The sequence below is a fragment of the Streptomyces sp. KMM 9044 genome (assembly GCF_024701375.2).
Lineage (GTDB): Bacteria > Actinomycetota > Actinomycetes > Streptomycetales > Streptomycetaceae > Streptomyces.
In genome coordinates this window covers 1295923-1321444 of sequence record NZ_CP113910.1, presented here as the reverse complement: position 1 = coordinate 1321444, position 25522 = coordinate 1295923, and the positions used below count along the sequence as shown (strand labels likewise).

Annotated in this window: 24 protein-coding genes and 4 pseudogenes; 7 read left to right on the top strand and 21 right to left on the bottom strand. The window is 72.4% G+C overall.

The window, feature by feature from the left end:
- Positions 1-142 precede the first annotated feature (142 nt).
- Positions 143-1364 (top strand): annotated as a pseudogene (gene mgt / locus HUV60_RS05940) (macrolide-inactivating glycosyltransferase); the annotation flags it as partial.
- Between the two features lie 193 nt (positions 1365-1557).
- Here mgt and HUV60_RS05935 read toward each other — a convergent pair.
- Positions 1558-2079, bottom strand: a pseudogene (locus tag HUV60_RS05935) (MMPL family transporter); the annotation flags it as partial.
- Between the two features lie 36 nt (positions 2080-2115).
- On the opposite strand from HUV60_RS05935, the pseudogene HUV60_RS05930 reads away from it, so the two are divergent.
- Both HUV60_RS05930 and HUV60_RS05925 read left to right on the top strand, forming a co-directional pair.
- Positions 2116-2689, top strand: a pseudogene (locus HUV60_RS05930) (DUF1697 domain-containing protein).
- Positions 2682-3065 carry a nuclear transport factor 2 family protein gene (locus HUV60_RS05925; RefSeq protein ID WP_257851822.1) on the top strand — a complete coding sequence of 128 codons (384 nt, stop codon included), beginning with the start codon at positions 2682-2684 and terminating at the stop codon, positions 3063-3065. The pseudogene HUV60_RS05930 and the gene HUV60_RS05925 overlap by 8 nt, the downstream one beginning before the upstream one ends.
- 29 nt (positions 3066-3094) lie before the next feature.
- On the opposite strand, the gene HUV60_RS05920 is transcribed toward HUV60_RS05925, so the two are convergent.
- From HUV60_RS05920 to HUV60_RS05850, 16 genes are all read right to left on the bottom strand, one after another.
- Positions 3095-3847 carry a sirohydrochlorin chelatase gene (locus HUV60_RS05920; protein ID WP_257853097.1) on the bottom strand — a complete coding sequence of 251 codons (753 nt, stop codon included), beginning with the start codon at positions 3845-3847 and terminating at the stop codon, positions 3095-3097.
- Between the two features lie 4 nt (positions 3848-3851).
- Entirely contained in the window at positions 3852-4760 is a 909-nt protein-coding gene (locus HUV60_RS05915) for an ABC transporter permease (RefSeq protein ID WP_257851823.1), read from the bottom strand.
- Complete coding sequence (locus HUV60_RS05910) at positions 4747-5559, bottom strand: ABC transporter ATP-binding protein (protein WP_257851830.1); 813 nt, start codon at positions 5557-5559, stop codon at positions 4747-4749. Before HUV60_RS05910 ends, HUV60_RS05915 begins: the two co-directional genes overlap by 14 nt.
- 38 nt (positions 5560-5597) lie before the next feature.
- Positions 5598-6707 (bottom strand): aliphatic sulfonate ABC transporter substrate-binding protein, encoded by a 1110-nt coding sequence (locus HUV60_RS05905; protein ID WP_257851831.1) that lies wholly within the window; start codon positions 6705-6707, stop codon positions 5598-5600.
- Positions 6708-6859: 152 nt separating this feature from the next.
- Entirely contained in the window at positions 6860-7015 is a 156-nt protein-coding gene (locus HUV60_RS05900) for a hypothetical protein (protein WP_257853215.1), read from the bottom strand.
- On the bottom strand, positions 7003-8337 hold the full coding sequence (locus HUV60_RS05895; RefSeq protein WP_257851832.1) for a sulfate adenylyltransferase subunit 1: 1335 nt from the start codon (positions 8335-8337) through the stop codon (positions 7003-7005). The genes HUV60_RS05900 and HUV60_RS05895 overlap by 13 nt, the downstream gene beginning before the upstream one ends.
- A gap of 2 nt (positions 8338-8339) precedes the next feature.
- The gene (gene cysD, locus HUV60_RS05890; protein WP_257851833.1) at positions 8340-9293 is read right to left on the bottom strand and encodes a sulfate adenylyltransferase subunit CysD; all 954 of its coding nucleotides are present in this window, start codon (positions 9291-9293) and stop codon (positions 8340-8342) included.
- Positions 9290-9826, bottom strand: a complete 537-nt coding sequence (cysC, locus tag HUV60_RS05885) for an adenylyl-sulfate kinase (RefSeq protein WP_257851835.1) — start codon at positions 9824-9826, stop codon at positions 9290-9292. The genes cysD and cysC overlap by 4 nt, the downstream gene beginning before the upstream one ends.
- Before the next feature lie 35 nt (positions 9827-9861).
- Positions 9862-10572: a phosphoadenylyl-sulfate reductase gene (locus tag HUV60_RS05880; RefSeq protein WP_257851836.1), complete on the bottom strand. Its 711-nt coding sequence runs from the start codon at positions 10570-10572 to the stop codon at positions 9862-9864.
- On the bottom strand, positions 10569-10760 hold the full coding sequence (locus HUV60_RS05875; RefSeq protein WP_257851837.1) for a hypothetical protein: 192 nt from the start codon (positions 10758-10760) through the stop codon (positions 10569-10571). The genes HUV60_RS05880 and HUV60_RS05875 overlap by 4 nt, the downstream gene beginning before the upstream one ends.
- Positions 10757-12454, bottom strand: a complete 1698-nt coding sequence (locus HUV60_RS05870) for a nitrite/sulfite reductase (RefSeq protein WP_257851841.1) — start codon at positions 12452-12454, stop codon at positions 10757-10759. The genes HUV60_RS05875 and HUV60_RS05870 overlap by 4 nt, the downstream gene beginning before the upstream one ends.
- 193 nt (positions 12455-12647) lie before the next feature.
- On the bottom strand, positions 12648-12731 hold the full coding sequence (locus HUV60_RS33840) for a putative leader peptide (RefSeq protein WP_351391960.1): 84 nt from the start codon (positions 12729-12731) through the stop codon (positions 12648-12650).
- Positions 12732-12910: 179 nt separating this feature from the next.
- Positions 12911-13483: a GNAT family N-acetyltransferase gene (locus HUV60_RS05865; protein WP_257851842.1), complete on the bottom strand. Its 573-nt coding sequence runs from the start codon at positions 13481-13483 to the stop codon at positions 12911-12913.
- A gap of 299 nt (positions 13484-13782) precedes the next feature.
- Complete coding sequence (locus tag HUV60_RS05860) at positions 13783-15114, bottom strand: hypothetical protein (protein ID WP_257851843.1); 1332 nt, start codon at positions 15112-15114, stop codon at positions 13783-13785.
- A 193-nt stretch (positions 15115-15307) separates the two neighbouring features.
- Positions 15308-16642 (bottom strand): GAF domain-containing protein, encoded by a 1335-nt coding sequence (locus HUV60_RS05855; RefSeq protein ID WP_257851844.1) that lies wholly within the window; start codon positions 16640-16642, stop codon positions 15308-15310.
- Between the two features lie 444 nt (positions 16643-17086).
- On the bottom strand, positions 17087-18721 hold the full coding sequence (locus tag HUV60_RS05850) for an acyl-CoA dehydrogenase family protein (RefSeq protein ID WP_257851845.1): 1635 nt from the start codon (positions 18719-18721) through the stop codon (positions 17087-17089).
- A gap of 111 nt (positions 18722-18832) precedes the next feature.
- Between HUV60_RS05850 and HUV60_RS05845 the strand changes: the two genes are divergently transcribed.
- Positions 18833-20020, top strand: a complete 1188-nt coding sequence (locus HUV60_RS05845) for a YihY/virulence factor BrkB family protein (protein WP_257851846.1) — start codon at positions 18833-18835, stop codon at positions 20018-20020.
- 5 nt (positions 20021-20025) lie between these two features.
- Here HUV60_RS05845 and HUV60_RS05840 read toward each other — a convergent pair whose 3' ends face one another.
- Entirely contained in the window at positions 20026-20361 is a 336-nt protein-coding gene (locus HUV60_RS05840) for a hypothetical protein (protein WP_331461975.1), read from the bottom strand.
- Positions 20362-20363: 2 nt separating this feature from the next.
- Here HUV60_RS05840 and HUV60_RS05835 point away from each other — a divergent pair.
- A pseudogene (locus tag HUV60_RS05835) lies at positions 20364-20791 on the top strand (helix-turn-helix transcriptional regulator); the annotation flags it as partial.
- 10 nt (positions 20792-20801) lie between these two features.
- Positions 20802-21509 (top strand): helix-turn-helix domain-containing protein, encoded by a 708-nt coding sequence (locus tag HUV60_RS05830; protein ID WP_257851847.1) that lies wholly within the window; start codon positions 20802-20804, stop codon positions 21507-21509.
- 166 nt (positions 21510-21675) lie between these two features.
- Here HUV60_RS05830 and HUV60_RS05825 read toward each other — a convergent pair whose 3' ends face one another.
- From HUV60_RS05825 to HUV60_RS05815, 3 genes are all read right to left on the bottom strand, one after another.
- The gene (locus HUV60_RS05825; RefSeq protein WP_257851848.1) at positions 21676-22293 is read right to left on the bottom strand and encodes a hypothetical protein; all 618 of its coding nucleotides are present in this window, start codon (positions 22291-22293) and stop codon (positions 21676-21678) included.
- Between the two features lie 134 nt (positions 22294-22427).
- Entirely contained in the window at positions 22428-22823 is a 396-nt protein-coding gene (locus HUV60_RS05820; RefSeq protein WP_257851850.1) for a VOC family protein, read from the bottom strand.
- A 65-nt stretch (positions 22824-22888) separates the two neighbouring features.
- Positions 22889-23941 (bottom strand): LacI family DNA-binding transcriptional regulator, encoded by a 1053-nt coding sequence (locus HUV60_RS05815; RefSeq protein ID WP_257851851.1) that lies wholly within the window; start codon positions 23939-23941, stop codon positions 22889-22891.
- Positions 23942-24286: 345 nt separating this feature from the next.
- Here HUV60_RS05815 and HUV60_RS05810 point away from each other — a divergent pair, with 345 nt between their 5' ends.
- Positions 24287-25294, top strand: a complete 1008-nt coding sequence (locus tag HUV60_RS05810; protein WP_257851853.1) for a homoserine dehydrogenase — start codon at positions 24287-24289, stop codon at positions 25292-25294.
- Positions 25295-25522 lie beyond the last annotated feature (228 nt).

Below are 25522 nucleotides of genomic sequence, written 5' to 3'. Positions count from 1 at the left end.
TTGATGCCGGCGTTCGTGCGTGTGCCGTCGGCCAGTGTCCCATTCGCGCAGGCCGACGACGTGCGCGGTGCCCGGTGGCCGGTTCCGCTCTGCGGGCGGACCGCCACGAGGGGGCGGGGTGCTGTGACGGACCCGTAATCGATTGCACGAGACGTGCCGTCTCGCCTAGGGTTCGGGGCATGACCAGTCCCGCTCACATCGCCATGTTCTCCATCGCCGCCCACGGCCACGTGAACCCGAGCCTCGAGGTGATCCGCGAACTGGTGGCGCGCGGCCACCGGGTGACGTACGCGATCCCGCCGGTCTTCGCGGACAAGGTCGCCGCGACCGGCGCCGAGGTGAAGCTCTGGAACTCCGCCCTCCCCGGGCCGGACGACGACCCGGAGGACTGGGGCACCACCCTGCTGGACAACGTCGAACCGTTCCTCGACGACGCCGTCCAAGCCCTCCCGCAGCTGACGAAGGCGTACGAGGGGGACACCCCCGACCTGGTGCTGCACGACATCACCTCGTACCCGGCGCGGGTGCTCGGCCACCAATGGGGTGTGCCCGTGGTCTCCCTCTCACCGAACCTCGTCGCCTGGGAGGGGTACGAGAAGGAGATCGGTGAGCCGATGTGGGAGGAGCCGCTCGGGACCGAGCGCGGCCGGGCCTACTACGCCCGCTTCCACGCCTGGCTGGCGGAGAACGGGATCACCACGCACCCCGACCCGTTCGTGGGCCGGCCGGCGCGCTCCCTCGTCCTGATCCCGAAGGCGCTGCAGCCGAACGCCGACCGGGTCGACGGGAGCGTGCACAGCTTCGTCGGCGCCTGCCAGGGCGACCGCGGCGCGGAGGGGGAGTGGCAGCGGCCGGCCGGTGCGCAGAGGGTCGTCCTGGTGTCGCTCGGAACGTCGTTCACCAAGCAGCCCGGCTTCTACCGGGAGTGCCTCAGAGCGTTCGGCGACCTGCCCGGGTGGCACCTGGTGCTCCAGATCGGCAAGCACGTCGACCCCGCCGAACTGGGCGACCTGCCGGCGAACGTCGAGGTGCGGTCCTGGGTGCAGCAGCTCGCGGTCCTCAAGCAGGCCGACCTGTTCGTCACCCACGCGGGCGCGGGCGGCAGCAAGGAAGGGCTGGCCACGGCCACGCCGATGATCGCGGTACCGCAGGCCGTGGACCAGTTCGGCAACGCGGACATGCTCCAGGCCCTCGGCGTCGCCCGGCACGTCCCGATGGGGGAGGCCACCGCCGCAACCCTTCGCACAGCGGCCCTCGGCCTCGCCGGCGACCCAACGGTCGCCCGCCGGCTCAAGGAGATCCAGGCGGACATGACCCAGGAGGGCGGCACCCGCAGGGCGGCCGACCTCATCGAGGCGGAGCTGCCGCGCGGGAGCCAGGACCTGTCGTCGCGCTCCCGCCTGCCTCGCGACGCCATGCACGTTCCCCCGAGCTCTCGGCTTCTCCCCCACTCTCCGCTTCGCTCGAACGGGGGGACTCCCGTGACGCCGCAAGATCCGCCCTGCGGGCGGACGACGGGGATGTGACGACAGGACCTGGCGGGCAGGAGACCGGGGATCAGCCCTGCACCCGCTCGCCCACGTCGGCGTCGTGGCCCGTGTCCGTACCTCTGCCGGAGCCCTGGTCCACGCCGCCCTCCGCCAGGAGCGCGCCCGCCGTGCCCGCGGCCTCCGGCGACTCGTCGTGGGTCAGGTCGGGCATCCTGTGCAGCCACTTCGGCAGGTACGAGTTGCGCTCGCCGAGCAGCGCCATCACCGCCGGGAGCAGCACGTCCCGGATGCTCGTCGCGTCGATGAGCACCGCCGCCGCCAGGCCCGCACCCGTCTGCTTCATCGACTGCAGGGACAGGGTCCCGGAGAGCCCGGACACGGCGACCATGATGACCGCGGCGCTGGTGATGACACCGGCCGTGGTGACCACACCGTGCTGGATCGCGTCCCGCGTCGTACGGCCCCGCAGGCGGGCCTCGCGGATCCGGGAGACCACGAACACGTGGTAATCCATCGACAGGCCGAACAGGATGACGAAGAGGAACAGCGGCAGCCAGGTGATGATCGTGCCGACCCCCTCCGCGCCCACTCCCACGGGGCACGGCGGCCGTCCTGTCGTGTGCGGATGGCGACGACATATGCGGCACTGCTGCGCGGCATCAACGTAGGTGGCAGCAGAAAGCCCCCCACGGCCGACCTGCGTGCCCTGATGGAGGGCCTCGGCCACGACGCGGTCCGCATCCATCTCCAGAGCGGCCAGCCCGTGTTCACCACCGGGAGCGACAGGCCGCGGGACAGGGGCACGGACACCGCCGGGGAGCCGGCCGAGGACGTGCTGGCCGCCGAACTCGCCGACGCCGTCGAGCGCCACTTCGGCTTCGCCGTCGACGTGATCGTGCGCGACCACGCCTATCTGCGGGCGGGCGGTCGTCGACGACTGTCCTTTCCCGGCCGCCGAGTTGGCGCCCAAGCAACTGCACGTCACCTACTTCTCCGCCGCCGCCGAGCGCTTCGCGGACATCGACCGGTCAGCCCACCTGCCCGAGGAGTTCCGCCTCGGTGACCGCGCCCTGTACCTGTACACCCCGGACGGTCTGGGCCGCTCCAGGCTGGCCGGGCCCCGCACCCCCCGGGGCGTCGTCGCCACCACCCGTAACTGGAACACCGTCGTCAAGCTCATGGAGCTCACCCGTGACTGACCCGTACACCGCCGCCGACGCAGCCATCGAGGCCGAACTGAAACTCCTCGACCCCGAGGCGCGCCGTTCGTCCGAACGTGTCGGAGGGCTGCTCCGTCCTGAGTTCACGCAGATCGGCGCGTCCGGGCGGGTCTGGGACCGCGAAGCGATCGTCGCGCTGCTCGCCGGCGAACGCGGTTCGGGGGACCCCACCGGCACCGTCTCCCGGATGAAGGCCGTGCAGCCGGCCCCCGACACCGTTCATCTCACCTTCGACACGGACCACAACGGCCGGTGCGCCCACCGCAGTTCCCTGTGGCGCCGTACCGGCCGGGAGCAGCCGCTCTACTTCCACCGGGGGACGCTGTACGACCCGGACGCGGTGGCCGGCGGCTGAGCACCGCCGCACCGCCGGCTCCGAGGCCTTCAGGCCCCCACTGCCCGCATCGCCTCCGCCAACGCCGGTATCCGTGCCGCGTCGTACCGCTGCAACAGCACCCGTGCCACCTCCGGCGCCGGGCCGAGGACGTCCGCCAGGACGTCCGCCAGGGCCGCGCCCCGTGCGATGCGGTCAGGCAGGAAGCCCGGAGCCAGCACGTACGGGGCCACGGCGACGCGTTCGCAGCCGAGGGCACGCAGTTCGCGTACCGCGTCCTCGGTGCGGGGCGGGGATGCGGAGGCGAACGCAGGCCGCACGGCGCACCAACCGGTGTGCCGCCACTCCCGCGCGATGTCTGCGATCACTGCGGTCGCCTCCGGGTCGGTGGACCCCGCCGAGGCCAGGACGACCCCGGTCGAGGACTTGTCGGCGGGCGTCAGGCCCGCCTCGTACAGCCGGCGCTCCAGCGCGGCGTGGAGCAGGGGGGACGGCCCCAGGACGTCCGCCTGGCGGACGCGCAGCCGCGCGTCCGCGTCCGCGAGGACCGCCGGGATGTCCGCCTTGGCGTGGAAGGCGCGGGTCAGCAGCAGCGGGAGGGCCACCACGTCGCGCACACCCTCCGCCGCGAGGGAGTTCAGCACCGACGGCACGGAGGGGACGTTGAAATCGAGGAAGCCGGTCTCCACCCGCAGCTCCGGCCGCAGCGACCGTACCCGCCGCACCAGGGCGTGCACGGTCGCCGCGTGCCGCGGATCGCGGCTTCCGTGGGCGATGACGAGAAGAACCGGACGGTGCACGATCGGATCAGTCCTTCCCCAGCAGGCCGCGGCTGCGCAGCACCCACCGCTCCAGCGGACTGAAGATCAGCAGGTCGATGGCGATACCGACGGTCAGGATCAGCAGGATCGCCTCGAACACCATGGCCATGTCGCTCGCGTTGCGGCCGTTCTCCAGCAGCTGCCCGAGGCCGACGCCGAGATCGGGGAACGACGCGATGATCTCCGCGGCCATCAGCGAACGCCAGGAGAACGCCCAGCCCTGTTTCAGCCCCGACACGTAGCCGGGCAGCGCGGCCGGCAGCACGATGTGCCAGGTGCCCTTCAACCCCGTCGCGCCCAGCGTGCGGCCGGCCCGCAGGAACAGCGGCGGCACCTGGCTGACGCCGGAGACCAGACCGTTGGCGATCGAAGGGACCGCGCCGAGCAGGATCACCGCGTACATCATCTGGTTGTTCAGGCCCAGCCAGATCACCGCCGGCGGCACCCACGCCACCGACGGCAGGGACTGCAGCCCGGACAGGATCGGGCCGATCGCCGCGCGCACGAACCTCACCCGTGCCACCAGCAGCCCCAGCGGCGTACCGATCAGCAGCGCGAAGAAGAAGCCGAGCAGACCGCGCGAGACGCTGGTCCAGATGTAGCCGAGCAGCTCGCCCTGGAGCCACGACTCCCGCACGACGCCCCACACGGCGCCCGGCGAGGGCAGCTTGGTCGGATCGTCGACGATCCCGAAGGAGACCAGTGCCTGCCACACGGCCAGCACCAGGGCGACGGCGAGGGCGGGCGGCAGGATCTTCTGGACGAAGGTCTGACGCCACGGCCTGCGGGTCTGCTGCCTCGTCTCCAGCGCGTCGAGGCCCGCCTCGAGACCGGCGAGGTCGTTCGTGTCCGTCTCGTCCTTCGTGGCCTTCGCGGTTGTTTCAGTGCTGGCCATGACGGCGGATCTCCCCACGGAGTTGCTCGGTGATCTCGACGGACAGTTCCGCGACCGCGGTGTCCTCGATACGGCGCGGGTGCTCGATGTCCACCGCCCACTCGCAGGCGATCCGGCCGGGCCGGGACGACAGCAGGACCACCCGCTGCGCGAGCCGGACGGCCTCGCGCACGTTGTGCGTGACGAACAGGACGGACAACCGGCCCGCGGCGGATCCGCTGGTGTTCGCAGTGCGCCAGATCCGGGTCAGCTCGTCGTGCAGCACGTCCCGGGTGATGGCGTCCAGCGCCGCGAACGGCTCGTCCATCAGCAGCAGCTTGCTCTCCTGGGCGAGCGCGCGGGCCAGCGCGACCCGCTGGCGCATGCCGCCGGACAGCTCGTGCACCCGCTTGCCGTGGGCGCCCCCCAGCCGGACCAGCTCCAGCAGTTCCTCGGCCCGGCCGCGCCGCTCCGCCTTCGGTACGCCCCGCAGCTTCAGGGCGAGTTCGATGTTCTTGCCCGCGGTCAGCCACGGGAACAGCGCGTGCTCCTGGAACATCAGCGCCGGGCGGCCGTCCGTGCTGATCGCGCCGGCACTGGGTGCGTCGAGGCCCGCGACCAGGTTGAGCAGCGTGGACTTACCGCATCCCGAAGCCCCCAGCAGGGTGACGAACTCGCCGGGCGCGACATCGAGCGTGATGTCGTCCAGCACGAGCTGCTGCCCGGCCGGGCCCGCGAACGACTTCGAGACATGCTCGATCCGGGCGGCGTGGGTGACCGCCTCGGTGCCGTCTGCGGCCTTGGCGAGGGTCGTGGCCATGGTCGTCACCTCCTGGGACGTTTCTTCGGGTTCCGGGATCAGCTGGTGCCGAGGCCGGCGTCGTCGACGGCGGGCGCGCCCTCGGCCGCGAGGACCTTGTTGAGGAGTTCCAGGTCGTAGATGCCCTTCAGGTCGGGCCGCTCGAGCAGGCCGGCGTTCACGGCGTGCTCCGCCTGGGCGCCGAGGGTGGCGGCCAGCGGGTCGTCGGTGAAGCGGATCGACTCCCACGCCGGGTCCAGGACGTCGGCGGGCAGTGCCTTGCCGGAGTCGGCCGCCAGCTGCTCGTTGGCGGCGGCCTTGGCCTCGGCAGGGTGTTCGTCGATCCACCGGTTGGTGGAGACCGACGCCTCGAGCACCGCCTCGACGGCCTTCGGGTGCTTCTCCAGGAACTCCTGGCGCACGACCAGGTTCGTGATGACGAACTTCTCGTCCGGCCACAGGGAGGCCTCGTCCAGCAGGACCTTCCCGCCCTCGGCGACCAGCTTCGACGCGGTGGGCTCCGGCACCCACGCGCCGTCGACCGACCCGGCCGCGAAGGCGTCCGGGGTGACCTTGTTGTCGCTGCGGACGACCGTGACATCGCCCTTGCCGCTCTGCGCGTCGACCGTCCAGCCCTGCCCGGCCGCCCAGTTGAGGAACGCCACGTCCTGCGTGTTGCCGAGCTGCGGGGTCGCTATCCGCTTGCCCTCGACGTCCTCCAGGGACTTCACCCGGTCCGGGTTCACCACCAGCTTCACCCCGCCGGACGCCGAACCGCCGATGATCCGCAGGTTCTTGCCCTGCGACTTCGCCCAGCCGTTCACCGCGGGGGACGGCCCCATCCAGGCGACGTCGATGGAACCGGAGTTGAGCGCCTCGATCGCGGACGGCCCCGCGTTGAACACCGCGTACCGTGCCTCGGTCGCGCCGAGCTCCTTCTGGAGGAAGCCCTTCTGCTTGCCCACCAGTGCGGTCCCGTGGGTCAGATTGCCGAAGTGGCCGATCCTCACCGCGTCGAGACCGTCGGTCTTCTGCGCCCCGGCGGCTATCCCGGCGCCGGTGTTCTCCTTGGCCTGGGAGCCGTAGCCGCAGCCGGCCAGGGCGAACAGGACGACCAGCGGGGCCGTCACGGCGAACGCGCGGCGGACAATGGCGGGGTGGGCAGGCACGGGAGGTGTTCCTCTCGGTGGCCCGGCTCTCACGTACTCGGCTGGTCGTACTCAGCCGGTCGTGGCCGGGGGATCGGCGGGTTTTCGGCGGTGGCGGCGCTGGACCAGGAAAGCGCGCGAACGGTGCGCGCGCTCCCGCTGCGCCGGGAGCGTCACCCGCATCGCGCGACCCCGCCCTGCCCGCTGCCGAGCTGCCCGCCGCCGATCCGGCCGCCCTCCTTGGCGAAGGTGGCGAAGACGTCGGTGGCGAGGACATCGGTCGGTTCGCGGGCCGGGAAAGAGAGATGGCGCATCGTCAGAAGTCCCATCCGCCGTCCTCGGCCGCGTCCTTGGCCGGGTCCGGGGCGGCGAAGGACGCGCCGACCATGCCCGCGGTGAGCGTGGTGCCGTCGCTCGGGTCGATCAGGATGAACGAGCCGGTGCGCCGTGAGTCGGCGTAGGAGTCGACCGGCAGCGGCTCGGCGGTGCGGATCTTCACCCGGCCGATGTCGTTGGCGGCGAGCGTGCCGGGGTGCGGATGCAGCGACAGGTCGTCCAGCGTCAGCCGGGCCGGGATGTCCTTCACGATCGCCTTGACCGTGCGGGTGCCGTGTTTGAGCAGCACCCGGTGGCCGACCGTCAGGGGCTGGTCGGCGACGTGGCAGACGGTGGCCTCGACGTCCTGCGTGGTGGCCGGCGCGTCCTTGCTCGGCACGATCAGGTCGCCGCGGGAGATGTCGATGTCGTCGGCCAGCAGCAGCGTCACCGACTGCGGCGTCCAGGCCGTCTCCACGGGCGTGCCCAGCAGGTCGATCCCGGTGACCGTCGTGGTCCGGCCGGACGGCAGCACGGTCACCTCGTCGCCGACGCGGAACGTGCCCGCGGCGATCTGGCCGGCGTATCCCCGGTAGTCGGGGTGCTCGGCGCTCTGCGGCCGGATCACGTACTGCACGGGCAGCCGGGCGTGGCAGTGCGTCAGGTGGTGGCTGACCGGCACTGTCTCCAGGTGCTCCAGGACGGTCGGGCCGCCGTACCAGTCCATGTGTGCGGACGGCTCCACCACGTTGTCGCCGGCGAGTGCCGAGATCGGGATCGCGGTGACCTCCGGAACGCCCAGCTCGGTGGCGTACGCCGTGAATTCCTCGGCGATCCGTGCGAACACGGCCTCCTCGTAGTCCACCAGGTCCATCTTGTTGACGGCGAGGACGACATGGGGCACGCGCAGCAGGGCGGCGATGGCCGCGTGACGGCGGGTCTGCTCGACGACGCCGTTGCGGGCGTCGACCAGGATCACCGTCAGCTCGGCGGTGGAGGCACCGGTGACCATGTTGCGGGTGTACTGCACGTGCCCCGGGGTGTCGGCGAGGATGAACCGGCGCCGAGGGGTGGCGAAGTAGCGGTAGGCCACGTCGATGGTGATGCCCTGCTCCCGCTCGGCCCGCAGCCCGTCGGTGAGCAGGGCCAGGTCGGGAGCCTCCTGGCCGCGGCTCGCCGACGCCCGCTCCACGGCCTCCAGCTGGTCGGTGAGGACCGACTTGGAGTCGTGCAGCAGCCGGCCCACCAGGGTGGACTTGCCGTCGTCGACGGAACCGGCGGTGGCGAACCGCAGCAGGGTGGTCTCCGCGAGCGCCTCGCTCGTGATCGTGCTCATGTCTAGAAGTACCCCTCGCGCTTGCGGTCTTCCATCGCGGCCTCGGAGAGCTTGTCGTCGGCGCGGGTCGCGCCGCGCTCGGTCAGCCGGGAGGCGGCGATCTCGGTGATCACCTTCTCGATGGTGTCGGCGTCGGAGTCGACCGCGCCGGTGCAGGACATGTCGCCCACCGTCCGGTAGCGCACCTGCCGCTTCTCGACACTCTCGCCGTCCTTCGGGCCGCCCCACCCTCCGGCGGTCAGCCACATGCCGCCCCGCTGGAACACCTCGCGTTCGTGGGCGAAGTAGATCTCCGGCAGTTCGATGCCCTCGCGGGCTATGTACTGCCACACGTCCAGCTCGGTCCAGTTGGACAGCGGGAAGACCCGGACGTGCTCACCGGGCGCGTGCCGGCCGTTGTAGAGGTTCCACAGCTCGGGCCGCTGACGGCGCGGGTCCCACTGGGAGAACTCGTCGCGCAGGGAGAACACCCGCTCCTTCGCGCGGGCCTTCTCCTCGTCCCGCCGGCCGCCACCGAACACGGCGTCGAACCGCTCCTGCTGGATCCTCTCCGTCAGCGGGACCGTCTGCAGCGGGTTGCGGGTGCCGTCGGGGCGCTCGCGCAGCACACCGCGGTCGATGTAGTCCTGCACCGAGGCGACGTGCAGCCGCAGCCCGTGCCGGCCCACCGCGCGGTCCCGGTAGTCCAGGACCTCGGGGAAGTTGTGCCCGGTGTCCACATGCAGCAGCGAGAAGGGCACCGGCGCCGGCGTGAACGCCTTCAGCGCCAGGTGCAGCATGACGATCGAATCCTTGCCACCCGAGAACAGCACCACCGGGTTCTCGAACTCGCCCGCGACCTCACGGAAGATGTGCACCGCCTCCGACTCCAGCGCGTCGAGGTGGGAGAGGGCGTGCGGGCCGGCCGCACCGCCGGTGCCCTCGTCGCCGGTCGTGACCGTGGCCACGGTTGTCATGCCAGTCCCCTTTCGCTCAGCAGGGCGTGCACCGCCGCGGCGGATTCCCGGACGGTCTGGTGCTGCGACTCGATGCGCAGATCGGGAGAGAGGGGAGCCTCGTACGGGTCGTCCACGCCGGTCAGCCCGGTGAGTTCGCCCGCGGCCTGCTTCGCGTACAGGCCTTTCACGTCACGTACGGAGCACACCTCGAGGGGGGTCGCCACATGCACCTCGACGTACGGTGTGCCGTTCGTCTCGTGCCGCTTGCGGACCGCGTCGCGGCTGTCCGCGTACGGCGCGATGACCGGGACGAGCGCGGTGACGCCGTTGCGGGCGAGCAGTTCGGCGACGAATCCGATGCGCTGCACGTTGGTGTGCCGGTCCTCACGGGAGAAGCCGAGGCCCGCGGAGAGGAACTCGCGGACCTCGTCGCCGTCGAGCAGTTCGACCCGGCGGCCCTGCTCGCGCAGCCGGGCGGCCAGCTCGCGGGCGATGGTGGTCTTGCCTGCGCTCGGCAGACCTGTGAGCCAGACGGTGGCTCCGGTCGTCACGTCGGTCTCCTGGTTCGTAGGGGGCGCGGTCATGGTCAGCCGTGCAGTCCGCACTCGGTCTTGGAGCGGCCCGCCCAGCGGCCGGCGCGTGCGTTCTCGCCCTCCAGCACCCGGCGGGTGCAGGGTCTGCAGCCCACGGAGGCATAGCCGTCCATGAGCAGCGGGTTGGTGAGGACGCCGTGCTCCGCAACGTACGCTGCCACATCTTCCTGTGACCACCGTGCGATAGGGGAGATCTTCACTTTCCGCCGCTTCCCGTCCCAGCCGACGACGGGGGTGTTCGCCCGGATCGGGGACTCCTCGCGGCGCAGCCCGGTCGCCCAGGCCAGGTATCCCCGCAGGCCCTCCTCCAGCGGCCGCACCTTGCGGAGACCGCAGCACAGGTCGGGGTCGCGGTCGTGCAGCTTCGGCCCGTACTCGGCGTCCTGCTCGGCGACGGTCTGCCGCGGGGTGAGCGTGATGACGTTGACGTCCATCACGGCCTGAACGGCGTCCCGGGTGCCGATGGTCTCCTCGAAGTGATAGCCGGTGTCGAGGAACACCACGTCCACGCCGGGCAGGGCACGGGAGGCGAGATGGGCGACCACCGCGTCCTCCATGGAGGAGGTCACGCAGAAGCGCTCGCCGAAGGTCCCGGCGGCCCACCGGAGGATCTCCGGTGCGGAGGCCTCCTCCAGGTCGCGGCCCGCCTGCTCGGCCAGCTCCTTCAGTTCGCCGGTGACGCACTCTTCCTGAACCGTCGTCATGTTCGGTCCCCTCCTGTGTCCGGTCCCGTGTCCGGCCGGTCGAGCCCCTGGGCGAGCAGTCCGAGGAACTTCAGCCGGAAGGCCCGGTTGCACACCCCGCATTCCCAGGCCCCGTGCCCCTCCTCACTGGGACGCAGGTCCTCGTCGCCGCAGTAGGGGCAGTAGAACGGCGCGGCCCGCTCGCTCACGACAGGGCCTCCGCATCCGCGCGGGCCGCCCACGTGGCGAACCGCTCGCCGTCCTCGCGCTCCGCCTCGAAACGCTTCAGGACCCGCTCGATGTAGTCCGGCAGCTCGTCCGAGGTGACCTTCAGGCCGCGCACCTTGCGGCCGAAGGACGGGTCCAGGCCGAGCGCGCCGCCCAGATGCACCTGGTAGCCGCTGACCTGCCGGCCCTCGGCGTCGGTGACCAGCTGTCCCTTGAGACCGATGTCCGCGGTCTGGATACGGGCGCAGGCGTTCGGGCAGCCGTTGATGTTGATGGTGAGCGGCTCCCCGAAGTCGGGCAGCCGGCGCTCCAGCTCGTCGATGAGGTCGCTGCCGCGCTCCTTGGTCTCCACGATGGCGAGCTTGCAGAACTCGATGCCCGTGCAGGCCATCGTGCCGCGCCGGAAGGTCGACGGCCTGACCCGCAGGTCCAGCGCCTCCAGGGCTTCGACGAGCGAGTCCACCCGGTCCTGCGGCACGTCCAGGACGATCATCTTCTGCTCGACCGTGGTGGACACCCGCCCCGAGCCGTGGTCCTCGGCCAGCGCAGCGACCTTGGTGAGCAGCGAGCCGTCCATCCGGCCCACCCGCGGCGCGAAACCGACGTAGAACCGGCCGTCCTTCTGGCGGTGCGCCCCGATGTGGTCGCGCCACTGCTGCGCGGGCATCACGGGTGCCGGACCGTCGGCCAGTTCGCGGCCCAGGTAGTCGTCCTGCAGGACCTGGAGGAACTTCTCCGGACCCCAGTCGGCGACCAGGAACTTCAGCCGCGCCCGGTTGCGCAGCCGCCGGTATCCGTGGTCGCGGAAGATGGAGATGACGCCCTCCCACACGTCGGGCACGTCCGCCTCGGGCACCCAGGCGCCCAGCCGCACCCCGAACTTGGGGTTGGTCGACAGACCGCCGCCGACCCACAGGTCGAAGCCCGGACCGTGCTCGGGGTGGACCACGCCGACGAAGGACACGTCGTTGATCTCGTGGGCGACGTCCAGCAGCGGAGAACCGGAGACGGCCGTCTTGAACTTGCGCGGCAGGTTGGAGAAGCGCGGGTCCCCGATGGAGCGGCGGGCGATCTCGTCCAGCGCCGCCGAGCCGTCGATGATCTCGTCCTCGGCGACCCCGGCGACGGGGGAGCCGAGCATGCCGCGCGGGGTGTCGCCGCAGGCCTCCGTGGTGGACAGGCCGACCGACTCGAGCCGCTCCCAGATCGCGGGCACGTCCTCGATACGGATCCAGTGGTACTGGATGTTCTGCCGGTCGGTGATGTCGGCGGTGCCGCGGGCGTACGTCTCGGCGATCTCGCCGATCACGCGCAGCTGCTCGGTGGTGAGCCGTCCGCCGGTGATCCGGACCCGCATCATGAAGTACTGGTCCTCGAGCTCCTCGGGCTCCAGCACACCGGTACGGCCGCCGTCGATCCCGGGGCGGCGCTGCGTGTACAGGCCCCACCAGCGCAGCCGGCCGCGCAGGTCGTTGGGGTCGATCGAGTCGAAGCCCCGCTTCGAGTAGATCGTCTCAACACGTGTCCGTACGTTGAGACCGTCGTCGTCCTTCTTGAACTGCTCGTTGCCGTTGAGCGGAGTGAAGTGTCCCGCGGCCCACTGGCCCTCTCCGCGGTGACGGCTCACCTTGCGGCGGGGGGTCGCGGCGGCAGGGTTCTGCGGGCTGGCGGCCATGGTTGACACGTCCTTCGGGACAGACGGGGATACGGCTCTGACCTGCGCATGACGGTGCAGGGGTACGCGGCGCGTCATTGCGCGGGAATTCGGTGGAGCGAGAACGAATCGGGCGGAACCGTGCGGTGCCGATCAGGGCGGACCGGAGCGGAACGGACCGAAGAAGGGCTGGCGGGTGCTGCTGAACGTGCTCTCAGCGCACCGGACAGATGGCGCTGGACATGCGGCCGAGGTCGACGTGCCGCCGACTCACCAAGGCGATTCCTGTTCCAGGCATGACGGAAGCGTGGCACGGAGATCTGGACACAGTCCAGCTTCATCCATGATGCGGACAGCTTCGTCTCGACAGGAGAGACAGGGGTGGCTTTGGTCACAGGCGGCGCGAGCGGTCCTGTCCGCGCAGCTCAGGAGGGGGCGTGCGGGGGGCGTGCGGGGCGGACGACGAGGGTGCGGTGCTCAGGCCGGGTGCGCCCCCGGCCACGGGCCCGGGGTGGCGACCTCGGGCTCGTCCTCGACCGAGGTGGCGAACAGCCGGAATCCCCGACGCCGGTAATTGTCCATCGCATGCTCGCCGTCCTTGCTGCACGTGTGCAGCCAGACCCGCGCGGTCGGCTTGCGCCCCGGCCACCGCTCCGCCAGATCCCAGGCCCGCGCGGCGCCGTACGACAGGAGGTGCCCGCCGATGTGCCGGCCTCGGAAGGCGGGGATCAGCCCGAAGTGAACGATCTCCACGACCCCGTCGTCCTGGGCCCGGAGCTCCACATACCCCGCGGGCGCCCCCCGCTCGTACGCCACCCAGGTCTCCGTGCCGGGCCGGTCCAGGTACTCCAGCCACCGCGCGTACGTCCAGTCCAGCCGGTCGGTCCAGCGGATGTCACCGCCGACCGACGCGTACAGGAAGCGGCTGAACTCCGGGGACGGCACCTCGGCGTGCACGACCTGTATGTCCCCCTCCGGCACGGCGGCGGGCAGGAGATCGGTGGACGCGGTCTGCTCCAGGGACCAGGTGGTCACGGCGATGGTCGTCATGCCGGAAAGGGAACCACCCGGCGCGGACACCTGTCGAATGCCCGGCCCGTGCGGCCCGTGCGGCCCGTGCGGTACGGGGAGCGGCAGACCCCTGGCCGGGTTCAGCGGTCGGGTCAGGGCTGCCCGGCGGATCAAGCCGGAGGCCGCCGACCACATCCGGCCGGGGCGAGCGTGGGCTGGTGCGTGCGGCTGCGAGGCAACGACCGGCGGCGACGCCGCTGGGGCACTCCTGCTCGAAGAGCACTGGCGCAGAGCGTGCCGGCCATCCCGCGTCCCTGGCACGATCCGCCGGACAGGCTCTAGTCCAGCGAGCCGTCGACGGAGGTCAGGGGCAGGGCGAAGAGCATGCGGCCGGACTGGGACCACACCTCGCCGGTCTCCTGCCAGTAGGACAGGGACGCCGACGCACCGCTCCAGCAGCGGTGCGTCTCGTCCGCCCCGCACCGGGTGGGCCGGGCCCCCTCTGTGTCCTGTCGCCACAGCGTCCCGCGCTCGTCCGACGTCCCGGTCACCCGGCCCAGGTACCAGCCCGACCCGTACGACAGCACACTGCGCACATGGGTCAGCTTCGTCTCGTACGCCGCGGCCGGGTCCACCTTCAGCAGGGGGTCCGTGGCCAGCAGGCCCGCGCGGGCCTCGTCGTCGTCGAACGCGTACCGCCACAGCCGGGTCGGCCCGTCGTGGTCGTCGGTGACCGCCTCGTGCGCGACCAGGCTGTCCGGTGCCGTGCTGCGGTCCAGGGAGATGCCGCCCGGCTGCGGGGCGGCCGCGTCGGCCGTCCGGTAGGCGGCGACGGCGGGCAGTACGTACCGTGCCCCGGCCGCCGACCAGCCGCCGGGCACCCGCCCGACCGTCGAACCGCTCACGGTGGCCCGCTGGACGCGGTCCACGTCGTACACGTACAGCGCGCTGCCGTCCCCCCGCCCGGCGGTGACCAGCAGCTTGTCCTGGTACCAGACCATGCCCGCCACGGGGGAGACCAGCCCGCGGTAGTCCTGCCCCCCGGCGACCGGGACGGCGAGCTGCGCCCAGGTGTAGCGGAGGTCGTCGGGGTCACCGGCGTCGACGAACGCGACCCGCGCGAGCCCCTGCCCCGCGCCGGCGTCCGCCACGGCCGGGTCCTGCGCCGCGGTGCCGTCCGCCGTGGTGCCGCCCCGGCTCCAGGCGGAGAGCACCACCCGGTCCGGGCCCCAGTGGCCGTCGTCGTCCGCGTCCCCGGACGTGGTGACGGCGCCGGGACGCCAGCCCTCGACGTCGGTGCCGTCCCAGCAGTACGCGCGCGTGGCGGCGGGCTCCAGAGGCAGCCCGTGCCGGTCCTCGTCCGTACAGGACTCCGCGTCGCGCAGGGAACCGTCGGTGTCGTCGAGCACGGTCCGGACGCCGACGGGTCGCCCCATCTCGGAGGAGAGCCGGTCGAGCCACTCCGGTGGCACACGGGTCTCCGACAGCCGCAGCGGCGCGGTCTCGGCGGCCCTGGTGAGCGGCTTCAGCGCCCCGGGGTCGTCGGCGTCGGTGGCCTGCGACGTGCTGATCATGGTGGCCGCCGCGGTGAGCGCGAGCGCGGTCCCGGCCAGCGTCGCCCGCAGCGCCTTGCCCCGCCTGCGCCGGCGGTGTCTGCCGCGATGCTTCATGATGTCCTCCCGAGGCGAGCCAACTGCGTCCGGCGATCGGACCGTTGACCTTCCGACCGATGACCGTTGACCATGGAGCAGGTGAGGGTGGCTCGTGGGGCGATGCTACGGCAGACAGCCCCGCAGGGGGCGAAGACCCGGCGAATCCGCAGAACAGGCGACCCGGCGCACGGTGATGTGCTGTGCTGGACCGTCATGGCCCGGGCTTTCCGGGCCGGGGGGCCGGCGGGCTCTTCGGGCCGCGGTCCCGGCGTGCGCTCGCCTGCGGGTGCTCGCGGCCGCCGCCCAGTGCCGGGGCCCTCGAGTGCGGCAGCAGGTCACGCGGGTCGTCCGGGAGCAGGACGTCGACGTCGGCGCCCTCCGTGAACCGGTACGGCCGGTGCTCCAGCAAGCCGCCCAGATAGCGCCGCACCCTGGACATCTCGGCGCGCACCGTCACCGTACGGGCCGGGTCCCCGAACACGTCCTCGGCCAGGCCCGCGGCGCTGCGGCCGGCCCGCTGCACGGCCAGCAGATACAGCAGTTCGGCATGGCGGGGGCTCAGCTTCCGCGACCAGGAGCCCGCGCCACCGGACACCTCCACCGACGCGCCGCGCGGCTCCCGCAGATCCAGCACGACACGGCTCGCCGCACGGGACACCGGCTCGTCCGCCGCCCGCACCAGCCAGCCCCCGGCCAGCGGCTCCAGGGAGCAGCGGCCCAGCGCCGGCAGCCACCGCATCCCGGCCGACACCGCATCCGGCAGCGCCAGCCGTCTTGTGTACGGCACTCCGGTCACCGCGGCCGTCCACCCGTGCCGGTCCACCACCAGGGCCCGTCCACCGACCCGGGCCAGCACCGGCGCCGCCACCGACCTCAGCCGCTCCAGCGACTCCAGATGACGCTCCCGCAGCCGGGCCTCGGCGAGCTTGGCCACCGAGTCGACCCAGGCCAGCGTGGACGGGTGCATCGTCTCCAGCGGCCCGCTCACATCCACCACACCGATCAGCCGCCCGTCCCGCGGATCGGTCAGGGGCGCCCCCGCACACGTCCAGGCGGCGTGCGACCGTACGAAGTGCTCGGCGGCGAACACCTGCACCGGCCGGCGGGTCACCGCCGGGGTGCCCACCCCGTTGGTGCCGACGACGTCCTCGCGCCAGTCCGCACCCACCGCGAAACCGATGCCGTCCGCCTTGCGCAGGACCGCCGCGCTGCCCTCCCGCCACAGCACCCTGCCGTCCGCGTCGGCCACCACCATGATGTGACGGGTGACGTCCGCGAACGGCAGCAGCCCCTCCCGCAGCACCGGCAGCACATGCCGAAGCGCCGAACCCTCCCGCCGCCGCTGCACCTCCGCGCGGGACAGCAGCCCGGCCCGGACGTCGTGGTCCGGGTCGACGCCGCTGCGCAGCACCCGCTCCCAGGACTCCTCGATCACCGGGCGGGGCGCCATGGGCGCGCGGCGACCGGAGAGCGTCGCGGAGCGGACCTCACTCAGCATCCTGGCCGCGCGCGTCGTGTCCACGCCGACCAGATGCCTCACGTCCATCGGCGAGAGCGGCACTGATCCTCCCGGGGAAAGACTCGGAGGACAGCACCCGGCCCACCGGCCGCGCCCCCGAGATCCGTTCTGGCTGTCGTCGGTCCCATAGTGCCGTGTGCCCCCGGCGAGGTCCTTCGGCACGGACACGGACAGCAGCAAGTTGCAACCCCCTGCAACCCTGGCGGCTCGCCCCGCACTGTTTGAAACTTGAGCGACGCCGTCCCGAGCGGCGTCCACGGCTCCAAGGGGCCCGTGCGGCGGGGGTGGTGCCGTGTCGGCGCAGCACCACTCCCGCGTCACCACCGGGTTGTCGTGCCGGGAAGGCCGAAACCGGCCCTTCCCGGCCGGGTCGCCCCGCTCGATTCGCCGCCGGGCAACCCCCGTCGTCTCGCACCCGGGGCGGGGCTCTCAGACCCGGGGCGGCCCACACCTGGAGCAGCCCCCGCCGTCTCACACCTCCGGCCGGGCCCGTTCCACCACCGTCGCGAGGTCGAGGGTGTGCGGCAGTGTCCCGAAGGCCGCGCCCCCGTCACCGCCCAGCCGTGCCGCGCAGAACGCGTCGGCGACCTGCGGCGGCGCGTACCGCACCAGCAGCGAGCCCTGGAGCACCAGCGCGAGCCGCTCCACGAGCCGCCGCGCGCGCCCTTCGGCGCCCTCCAGGTCGGCCAGTTCGGTCAGCAGGTCCTTGACCGCGCCGTCCAGTCGGTGATCGGCCCCGCGTGCCCGACCGACCTCGCCGAGATACGCGTCCAGCACCTGCGGATCCCGGCTCAGGGCGCGCAGCACGTCCAGCGCCTGGACGTTGCCGGCGCCCTCCCACACCGAGTTCAGCGGGGACTCGCGCACCAGCCGGGGCATCCCCGAATCCTCCACGTACCCGTTGCCGCCCAGGCACTCCGCCGCCTCCACCGCGAGCGGCGCACACCGCTTGGTCACCCAGTACTTGGCGGTCGGCACCGCGATCCGCAGCAGCGCCCGCTCCCGCTCGCTCCCGTCGTCGTAGGCCGCGGCGAGCCGCAGCGCCAGCGTGGTGGCCGCCTCCGACTCCAGCGCGAGATCGGCCAGGACGTTGCGCATCAGCGGCCTGTCGACCAGCTTGCCGCCGAACGCCTCCCGGTACGTGCAGTGGTGCACCGCCTGCGCCACGGCCTGCCGCATCAGCCCCGCCGAGCCCAGCACGCAGTCCAGCCGGGTCGCCGCCACCATCCCGATGATGGTGCGCACCCCGCGCCCCTCGTCCCCGACCCGCCGCGCCCACGTCCCCGCGAACTCGACTTCCGAGGACGCGTTGGACCGGTTGCCCAGCTTGTCCTTGAGCCGCTGGATCAGAAACACGTTGCGCGCGCCGTTCTCGAGCACGCGCGGCACCAGGAAACAGGTGAGCCCGCCGGGAGCCTGCGCCAGCACCAGGAACGCGTCCGACACCGGAGCCGAGCAGAACCACTTGTGCCCGGTCAGCTCGTACGTCCCGTCCTCGGCCAGCGGCCGCGCGGACGTCGTGTTGGCCCGTACGTCGCTGCCGCCCTGTTTCTCCGTCATGCCCATCCCGAGGAGCACACCGGACTTCTCGTGGGCGGGCCGCAGCGCCCGGTCGTACACCGCCGACGTCAGCCGCGGCTCCCACTCGGCGGCGAGCGCCGGGTCCGCGCGCAGGGCGGGCACGGCCGCGTGCGTCATCGACAGCGGGCAGCCGTTCCCGGCATCGACCTGTGACCACACCACGAACCCCGCCGCCCGCCGCACATGCCCGCCCGGCCGCGCCCACGCGCCCGTCAGACCCGCCGAGACGCCCTTGCCGAGCAGCCGGTGCCAGGCGGGATGGAAGTCGACCTCGTCGATCCGGTGCCCGTACCGGTCGTGGGTGCGCAGCCGGGGCGGGTTCTCATTGGCCTGCACTCCCCATTCCTGCACCTGGGCGGAGCCGGAGCTGCGTCCGAGCGCCGTCAGTTCGGACAGGCCCTCCTCCAGCACCGGCGGGTCCAGATGCCGTTCGACGGCCTCCGTCAGCGCCCGGTCGGCGGTGAACACGTCGTACTGCGCCAGCGGCGGCGCCTGGTTGGTCACGGTGTGCGTGGTACCTGCCATGAACACGAACCTACCCGGCACCGCCCTCCGCATCACCCCTCCGCGTCACCCCGCGATCCCCCCGAGACCCTTCGGGCGAGGCCGACCAGGCACGACGGATACCTTTGGTTCGTGCAGCCAGCAAGCGATTCCCCCGACGCGCCCTCCGGCCGACTCCACAGGGCCCGGGCCCTGTACCGCAATGTCTCCAAACGCAGGACCGCCTGGCTGCTGCTCAAGGACACCGTCAACTCCTGCATGGAGTACCGGATCCTGGGCCTCGCCGCGGAGGCGGCCTTCTTCACCCTGCTGTCGGTGCCCCCGCTGCTGCTCAGCCTGATCGGCCTGCTCGGCTACGTCGACACCTGGACCGGCGCCGAGACCACCCAGAGTGTGCGGAACAACATCATCGAGGCCTCCCGGGCGGTGCTGTCCGACCGGGGCGTGAGCCAGATCGCCGAGCCGATCCTGGACGACGTGATGGAGGGCGGCCGGCCCGACGTCATCTCCGTCGGCTTCCTCTTCGCCGTCTGGTCGGGCTCCCGCGCGGTGAACGTCTTCATCGACACCATCACCGTCATGTACGGCCTCGACGGTGTGCGCGGCATCGTCAAGACCCGGCTGATGGCCTTCCTGCTGTTCATCGGGGCCCTGCTGATCGGCTCGGTCGCGCTGCCCCTGATGGTGGCCGGCCCCGACGCCGTGGTCAGCGTCGTCCCCTGGTCGGCGACGCTCGTGCAGATTCTCTACTGGCCCGTGGTGATCCTGCTGTCCGTGGCCTTCCTGACCACGCTCTACCACGTCTCCGTGCCCGTGCGGTCCCCGTGGATCGAGGACGTGCCCGGCGCGCTGGTCGCCCTCGCCATGTGGGTGTTCGGCAGCTTCCTGCTGCGGATCTACCTCACCAACACCATCGAGGGCCCCACCATCTACGGGTCCCTCGCCGCCCCCGTCGCCGTACTCCTGTGGATCGGCGTGTCCGCCTTCGCCGTGCTCGTCGGGGCCGCGGTCAACGCCGCGATCGACCGGGTCTGGCCGGCCGCCGCGACCGCAGCCGCCCGTGAGGAGAACGAGCGGCTGCGGAAGGAGCAGGTCGCCGAGTACGTCGCCCGCACCTCCACGGGAGCCGGCGACGAGGCAGGCCCCGACATGCCCTCCGAGTTCCCCGAGCGCTGGTCCCGTTTCCTGCCCCCGGAGGACGTCACGGCCCGCCTGCGCACCCATGTCAAGAGCAGCCATCGGCAGCAGCGCCCTCACCCGCATCAGAGGAACGGGGAGGGCCCGGCGGGCCCGGCGTCACCGTCCGGTGAGGACAAGTAGCGCGCTCACGGCCTCCAGGTCCCCGCGGCCGCCTCCTCCCGCACGAAGTCCGCGGAGTCCCGCGGTTCCCGGCCCAGCACCTGCCGCACCCCCGCCTGTGCGTTGCGGCGGTCCAGAAGGGTGGCGAACACTCCGGTGAGGAACCCGGCCTCCTCGGGCGGCACCCTGAACCCGGTCAGCGCCTCGCCGTAGCCCTGGGCGGACACCGCGCGGTGCGTCAGTTCACGTCCCGTCGCCCGCGCGATCTCCGCGACCGCCTCCCCGAACGTCAGCAGCCGTGGCCCCGTCACGGTGAGGTTCCGCCTGGCGTACCGCTCCCCGCCGGTCAGCGCGGCGACCACGAGGCCAGGAGGTCGTCCTCGGCCGGCTCTCGACCTGCCGGCCGTCGCCGCCCTGCGCGCATGGTTCGCCCGTCCCGAGGCAATGCCGCCTGCCTGGTACGGGATGCTGGGCGACCCTGTCGTCGGCCCGGTGCCGCGCCTCCTCCAGGACGACCCCGCCCACCCCTGGACGGTTGCCGCGCTCGCCGCGAGGGCCGGCGTCTCGCGCGCCGCGCTGGCCCGACGCTTCACGGAACTGGTCGGCGAGCCTCCGATGACGTACCTCACCGGCTGGCGCCTCACCCTCGTCGAGGACCGCCTCCGCGACACGGACGACACCCTCGGCGCGATCGCCCGCCACGTCGGCTACGGCAGTGCCTTCGCCCTGTCGACGGCCTTCAAACGGGCGTACGGAGTCAGTCCACAGGAGTGGCGGGCGTGGGCCGCGTAGCCTGGGGGACGTGTACAGAGAACGGGCGTCACGGCTGCCGGACGCGGTCGTGTGGACCAGCACCCCCGCCGGCGCGGAAGCGGGCCGAGTACTCCCCGACGGCTGTATGGACCTGCTGTGGCACGAGGGGCGCCTGCTGGTCGCGGGCCCCGACACCCGCGCCCACCTCACCGGGGGCGGCACGTCGGGCCCCTGGGCCGGCATCCGTTTCCACCCCGGCACCCTCCCCGTGCTGCTGGGAGTGCCCGCGCACGAACTGCGGGACCGGCGCCCCGACCTGGCGGACCTGTGGCCGACGGCGGAGGTACGCCGGGCGACCGCCCTGGTGAACGCGGCGGCCGACCCGGCGCGCGGCCTGGAGGACCTGGCCCTGAGGCGGGCTGCCGAGGGCGCCACCCGGCCCGACCCGGTGCTTCGACAGGTCGTGGCCGCCTTGGACGCGGGCCGCCCGGTCGCCGAAACCGCCGACGAACTCGGCCTGAGCGCACGCCAGTTGCACCGCCGCTCCCTGACTGCCTTCGGATACGGCCCCAAAACACTGGCCCGTATCCTCCGCCTGGGCCGAGCCCTCGCCCTGGCCCGCAGGGGCACCCCGTACGCGGAGACGGCCACCCGCACCGGCTACGCCGACCAGGCCCACCTCTCCCGCGACGTACGGGGCTTGACGGGCCTGCCGCTGAGCAGACTCCTGGCGGCTCACGACGGAGGAGCGGTGTGAAAGCGGATCCCGGTCGTGGATGGTCACGCCCTGTGGGGCATGACCATCCGACGAAGGGGCAGCGGGCCCGGCGTGAACCGCTCAGGGATCGGCGGAGGCTCCGACACGCCACGTACGAGGACGGGTCCCGGGCGTCCGTGCGATACGCAGGAGCGCCCGGGACCTGTCATAGGCTCGTGCCGTGGACGGCTGGGGTGCGGGGGCCCTCCGGGGCCGCGTCCTCCGCCTCCGTCCCGTGCTCCGCCGCCTTCCCGCGTCTCCCCTCGTCGCCGTCGCCGTCGCCGTCCTTAGACGAGCCGGCCGAAGCATCGTCCTTCGAGGGCTGCGCGGCATAGACGTGCGGCGGTGGCTGTACCTCCTCCCCGTCGTGCAGCGCCTGGGAACCGGCAGCCACGGTGGCGCGGTCCTCGGGCTCCTCGTTCCAGCCGTTGCCGGCCATGACCCGCAGTGGTACGGCCATCAGGATCACCCCGGCGATTCCGGCGGCGGCCGGCACGGGGGCCTTCGGCCTCCCCGGCGTCCCGTCACTGTCGCCGCTTCCCCGCCGGGTTCCGCCGGACCGGCGGACGCCGCCGAGTACGGCAGCCAGTCCGGACTGGACGCCTCCGGTGGTGCCCGGTGACGCGGTGGGGACCGGCGTGGCGATGTCCGCCCCTGTCTCCGGCCGCTCCCGGCGGCCCTCTCCGGGTTCCGCGGCCGCCTTCCGTTCCTCCGGCTTGTTCGTGGCCGTGGCTGTGGCCGTGGAGGGCGCCTCCGCCTTGCCCCGGCCGTTCTCGTCAAGCATCTCGATGCACCGGTCGGGGCGGGCCGGACCACGATGCGGCTGCGCTCGCGTCCGGGGTCAACGAAGAAGGTGCTTGCCCGGCCGCCCGGCCCGTGCCGCCCGGCAAGCCCGCACGTCTGAACGGAATTCCCGACTCAGAAGACCAGCGGTGCGAACAGGTCCACCCCGTTCCCGTCAGGGTCCAGGACGGTGGCGTACCGCTGTCCCCACATCGCGTCCCAGGGCTTGAGTTCGCTCCGACAACCGCTCGCCATCAACTCCTCATACAGGGAGTCCACTTCGGCAGGACTGTCGCACCGCAGGGCGAGTGAGGCCCGCCCTCCGCCCGAAGGCGGCTCCCACCCGGCGTGGAACGACCGGACGACCTCCTCGGTGTCCAGCAACAACCGCAGGCCACCCGGTAGTTCCGCCTCGGCGTGCCCCTGCTTCTCGGCCCCCTCGGGAAACGCGAACCCCAGCCGCCGATAGAAGGCGACCGAGGCGCCCATGTCGGAGACGACCAGCCCGATGGCATCAAATCGTGCACTCATGGGGTCACCGTAGGCGCGCCCCGGCTGCCCGGTCTTGAAGGAATCGGACACGGCCCGTGCGTGGGTCAGCCGCGCGGCGGCGCCGTGCTCGCGCGTTCCACCAGGCGGGTGGACAGTTCGGTGCGGGTGCTTTCCGGGTGGTGGCCGTCCATGATGCGGAGCAGGAGGTGCAGTGCGGTCGCCGCCATCTCGGACAGGGGCTGGCGAACGGTCGTCAGCTGCGGGGCGAGCCAGCGGGCCTCGGGGAGGTCGTCGAAGCCGATCACGCTCATGTCGTCCGGCACGCGCAGGCCCCGTTCGGCCAGGGCCTCGTACACGACGAGCGCCATCCGGTCCGAGGAGACGAAGACGGCCGTGGGCGGCTCGGGCAGGTCGAGGAGTTCCTGGGCACGGCAGCGGGCGGTGGCCTCGTCGAACCCGGCGTGGCGCACGTACTCCGTGCGGTACCGGACCCCCGCCGCGGCGAGGGCCGAGCGGTAGCCGGCGACACGGGCGCCGCTGGACAGAGTGTGCCCGCTACCCGCGACGACGGCGATGCGCTCGTGCCCCAGCGACAGCAGATGCTCGGTCGCCGTGACCCCGCCCTGCCAGTTCGCCGCGCCCACCGACACGACACCGGGCGGGGGTTCGAGCACCGGGTCGATCATGACGAACGGGATGCGGCGCTGCTCCAGCCAGGCGTACTGGGACATGCCCAGCTCGGCCAAGTTGAACAGGACCCCCGACGATCCACGGGTCACCAGCTTGTCCAGCCAGCCGCGCTCCGGGCGGCCGGAGTGGCAGCGGGTCAGCGTGGCCGACACCACGATCTCCAGCCCCGCGTCGTGCGCCGCCTCCTCCGCACCGTGCAGGACCGCGCCGGACCCCGAACTTCCCAGCGAGTCCACCACGAGGTCCACCATGCGCGGTGCCCTCGCCCCGTCGAACCGGGGTCTGCGCACATAGCCGAGCCGGTCCAGCGCCTCCGTGACCCGGCGCCGGGTCTCCGGGGCCACGTCCTCACGCCCGTTGACGACCTTGGACGCGGTCGGCACGGACACCCCCGCCTCGCGGGCCACGACCGCCAGCGTCGGCCCGGCCGCCGTGCCCGCCCGCCCCGTACCTCCCGTACGGACCATCGGGACCCCACCTCTCCGGCCCAGCCGAGGGCCACCGTGTAGAAAGCGCTTCCTACTGTAGATCCGGTGCAACCCGGCGGGAAGAACCTGTACACGGGCGACGGGCGCACTCGTGGAAGCGCTCTCGCGCTTCCACGAGTGCGCCCGGTCCTCCGACCGCCCCACCCCCCGGCACCTGCCACGCCCCGGAACCCGCCTTCGTCGGCTGTCACCCACGCCCGGGCTACAGCCATGGCTGCGAAACGGGTCTCGGATCCCTGTGAGGTCGATGCACCCCAGGCGACCTCACGGAGGAATGCGAGGCTTGGCCTCCGGTACGGGGATGTCGAAGAGGAGTGAGGAACCATGCGTGAGGTGAGCCGGGCCGATGTGGTGCTCTCCGGATACGGTCCGGTCGGCCAGGCCTTCGTCGAGCACCTGGCGCGGCAGGGAGACGGGCCGGCCCGCCGGCACGGTGTACGGGTGAACGTGGCTGTCGTCCGGGCGAGTTCCTCGCAGTGCCGGCTCCGCGAGGGGGAGCCCGTGCCGCCCCGCTCGGAGTGGGGTCCCCCGGCCCCGCTGGAGGAGACGCTCGACCGCACCGCTGCCCGCGTGTTCGTCCAGGCGATCCCGTCCTCACCCCAACTCCGGCGGCATGCCGCGGAGGAGGCCCTCGTCGCCCTGCGCAGAGGGGTTCATGTGGTCACGGCCACCAAGAGCCACCTGCTCAGCCACTGGCGGGACCTCGACGAAGCGGCCCGCGCGGCCGACAGCATGATCAGGATCTCCGGGGCCACGGGAGCCGCTCTGCCGGCGGGGGACCTGGCCAGGACCTCGTTGCGCGGTCTGGGCTGCACGACGATTCGGGCCTGCCCGAACGGCACCGCCACGTTCGTCCTCGACCGCCTCGCCGAGGGCGGATCGCTGGGTGAGGCGGTCCGGGAGGCTCAGCGCCGGGGGACCGCGGAAGCGGATCCGTCGTCCGACCTGTCCGGCGAGGACGCCGCCACCAAGGTGCGGCTGCTGGCAGCGCTGGCCTGGGGATGGGACCCGGCGTCCGTGCAGGTGCGGGCGGAGCCGGTGGGCGAGGGAACTTCCCGGACGGCGCTGGACGCGGTCTCCCGGGCGTGCCGCCTGCGGGCCGTGGCGAGCGCCTCCCTGGGCGAGCCCCACCTCGTCCGCGTCCGACTGGAGGAGACGGAGCCCGGCGACCCCCTGTACGCGCTGGTCGGGCCGGAAAAGGCTGTGGTGTTCGGCTGCCCCGACGCCGGCGACGTGATCGTGAGCGGGGGACGCTCGAGTCCTCTGGGCGCCGCGCTCGCCCTGGTGAAGGACACCGTCGAGGTCACGGCTCCCCGCACAGGGTTCCTCTGACATGTGGCACGCGGGGGTCTGGTCTCCGGGACGGTGGGAACGGGGAAGGGGGGCACGGGGGCCGGGGTGGTCGGCCCTTGACCCTCCTGGTCCCGACACCGGGAACCCCCTTGCCCCACCAGTGTCCGTTGTCCGTGGCGCCGGCAGAGGGCGGGACCACGGTCGGCGAGCGGCACGGACGACTTCTCCGCCTCCTCGGTCGGACCGTGCCGCGCGGCCTTGGTGAGT

What these genes read in the sequence shown, in the direction of transcription:
- HUV60_RS05915 (WP_257851823.1), bottom strand. Translation starts at nt 4,760, where the DNA reads ATGGCCAGCACTGAAACAACCGCGAAGGCCACGAAGGACGAGACGGAC.
- HUV60_RS05910 (WP_257851830.1), bottom strand. Translation starts at nt 5,559, where the DNA reads ATGGCCACGACCCTCGCCAAGGCCGCAGACGGCACCGAGGCGGTCACC.
- HUV60_RS05900 (WP_257853215.1), bottom strand. Translation starts at nt 7,015, where the DNA reads ATGGGACTTCTGACGATGCGCCATCTCTCTTTCCCGGCCCGCGAACCG.
- HUV60_RS05895 (WP_257851832.1), bottom strand. Translation starts at nt 8,337, where the DNA reads ATGAGCACGATCACGAGCGAGGCGCTCGCGGAGACCACCCTGCTGCGG.
- cysD (WP_257851833.1), bottom strand. Translation starts at nt 9,293, where the DNA reads ATGACAACCGTGGCCACGGTCACGACCGGCGACGAGGGCACCGGCGGT.
- HUV60_RS05880 (WP_257851836.1), bottom strand. Translation starts at nt 10,572, where the DNA reads ATGACGACGGTTCAGGAAGAGTGCGTCACCGGCGAACTGAAGGAGCTG.
- HUV60_RS05870 (WP_257851841.1), bottom strand. Translation starts at nt 12,454, where the DNA reads ATGGCCGCCAGCCCGCAGAACCCTGCCGCCGCGACCCCCCGCCGCAAG.
- HUV60_RS33840 (WP_351391960.1), bottom strand. Translation starts at nt 12,731, where the DNA reads ATGCCTGGAACAGGAATCGCCTTGGTGAGTCGGCGGCACGTCGACCTC.
- HUV60_RS05865 (WP_257851842.1), bottom strand. Translation starts at nt 13,483, where the DNA reads ATGACGACCATCGCCGTGACCACCTGGTCCCTGGAGCAGACCGCGTCC.
- HUV60_RS05860 (WP_257851843.1), bottom strand. Translation starts at nt 15,114, where the DNA reads ATGAAGCATCGCGGCAGACACCGCCGGCGCAGGCGGGGCAAGGCGCTG.
- HUV60_RS05855 (WP_257851844.1), bottom strand. Translation starts at nt 16,642, where the DNA reads ATGGACGTGAGGCATCTGGTCGGCGTGGACACGACGCGCGCGGCCAGG.
- HUV60_RS05850 (WP_257851845.1), bottom strand. Translation starts at nt 18,721, where the DNA reads ATGGCAGGTACCACGCACACCGTGACCAACCAGGCGCCGCCGCTGGCG.
- HUV60_RS05825 (WP_257851848.1), bottom strand. Translation starts at nt 22,293, where the DNA reads ATGCTTGACGAGAACGGCCGGGGCAAGGCGGAGGCGCCCTCCACGGCC.
- HUV60_RS05820 (WP_257851850.1), bottom strand. Translation starts at nt 22,823, where the DNA reads ATGAGTGCACGATTTGATGCCATCGGGCTGGTCGTCTCCGACATGGGC.
- HUV60_RS05815 (WP_257851851.1), bottom strand. Translation starts at nt 23,941, where the DNA reads ATGGTCCGTACGGGAGGTACGGGGCGGGCGGGCACGGCGGCCGGGCCG.
- HUV60_RS05810 (WP_257851853.1), top strand. Translation starts at nt 24,287, where the DNA reads ATGCGTGAGGTGAGCCGGGCCGATGTGGTGCTCTCCGGATACGGTCCG.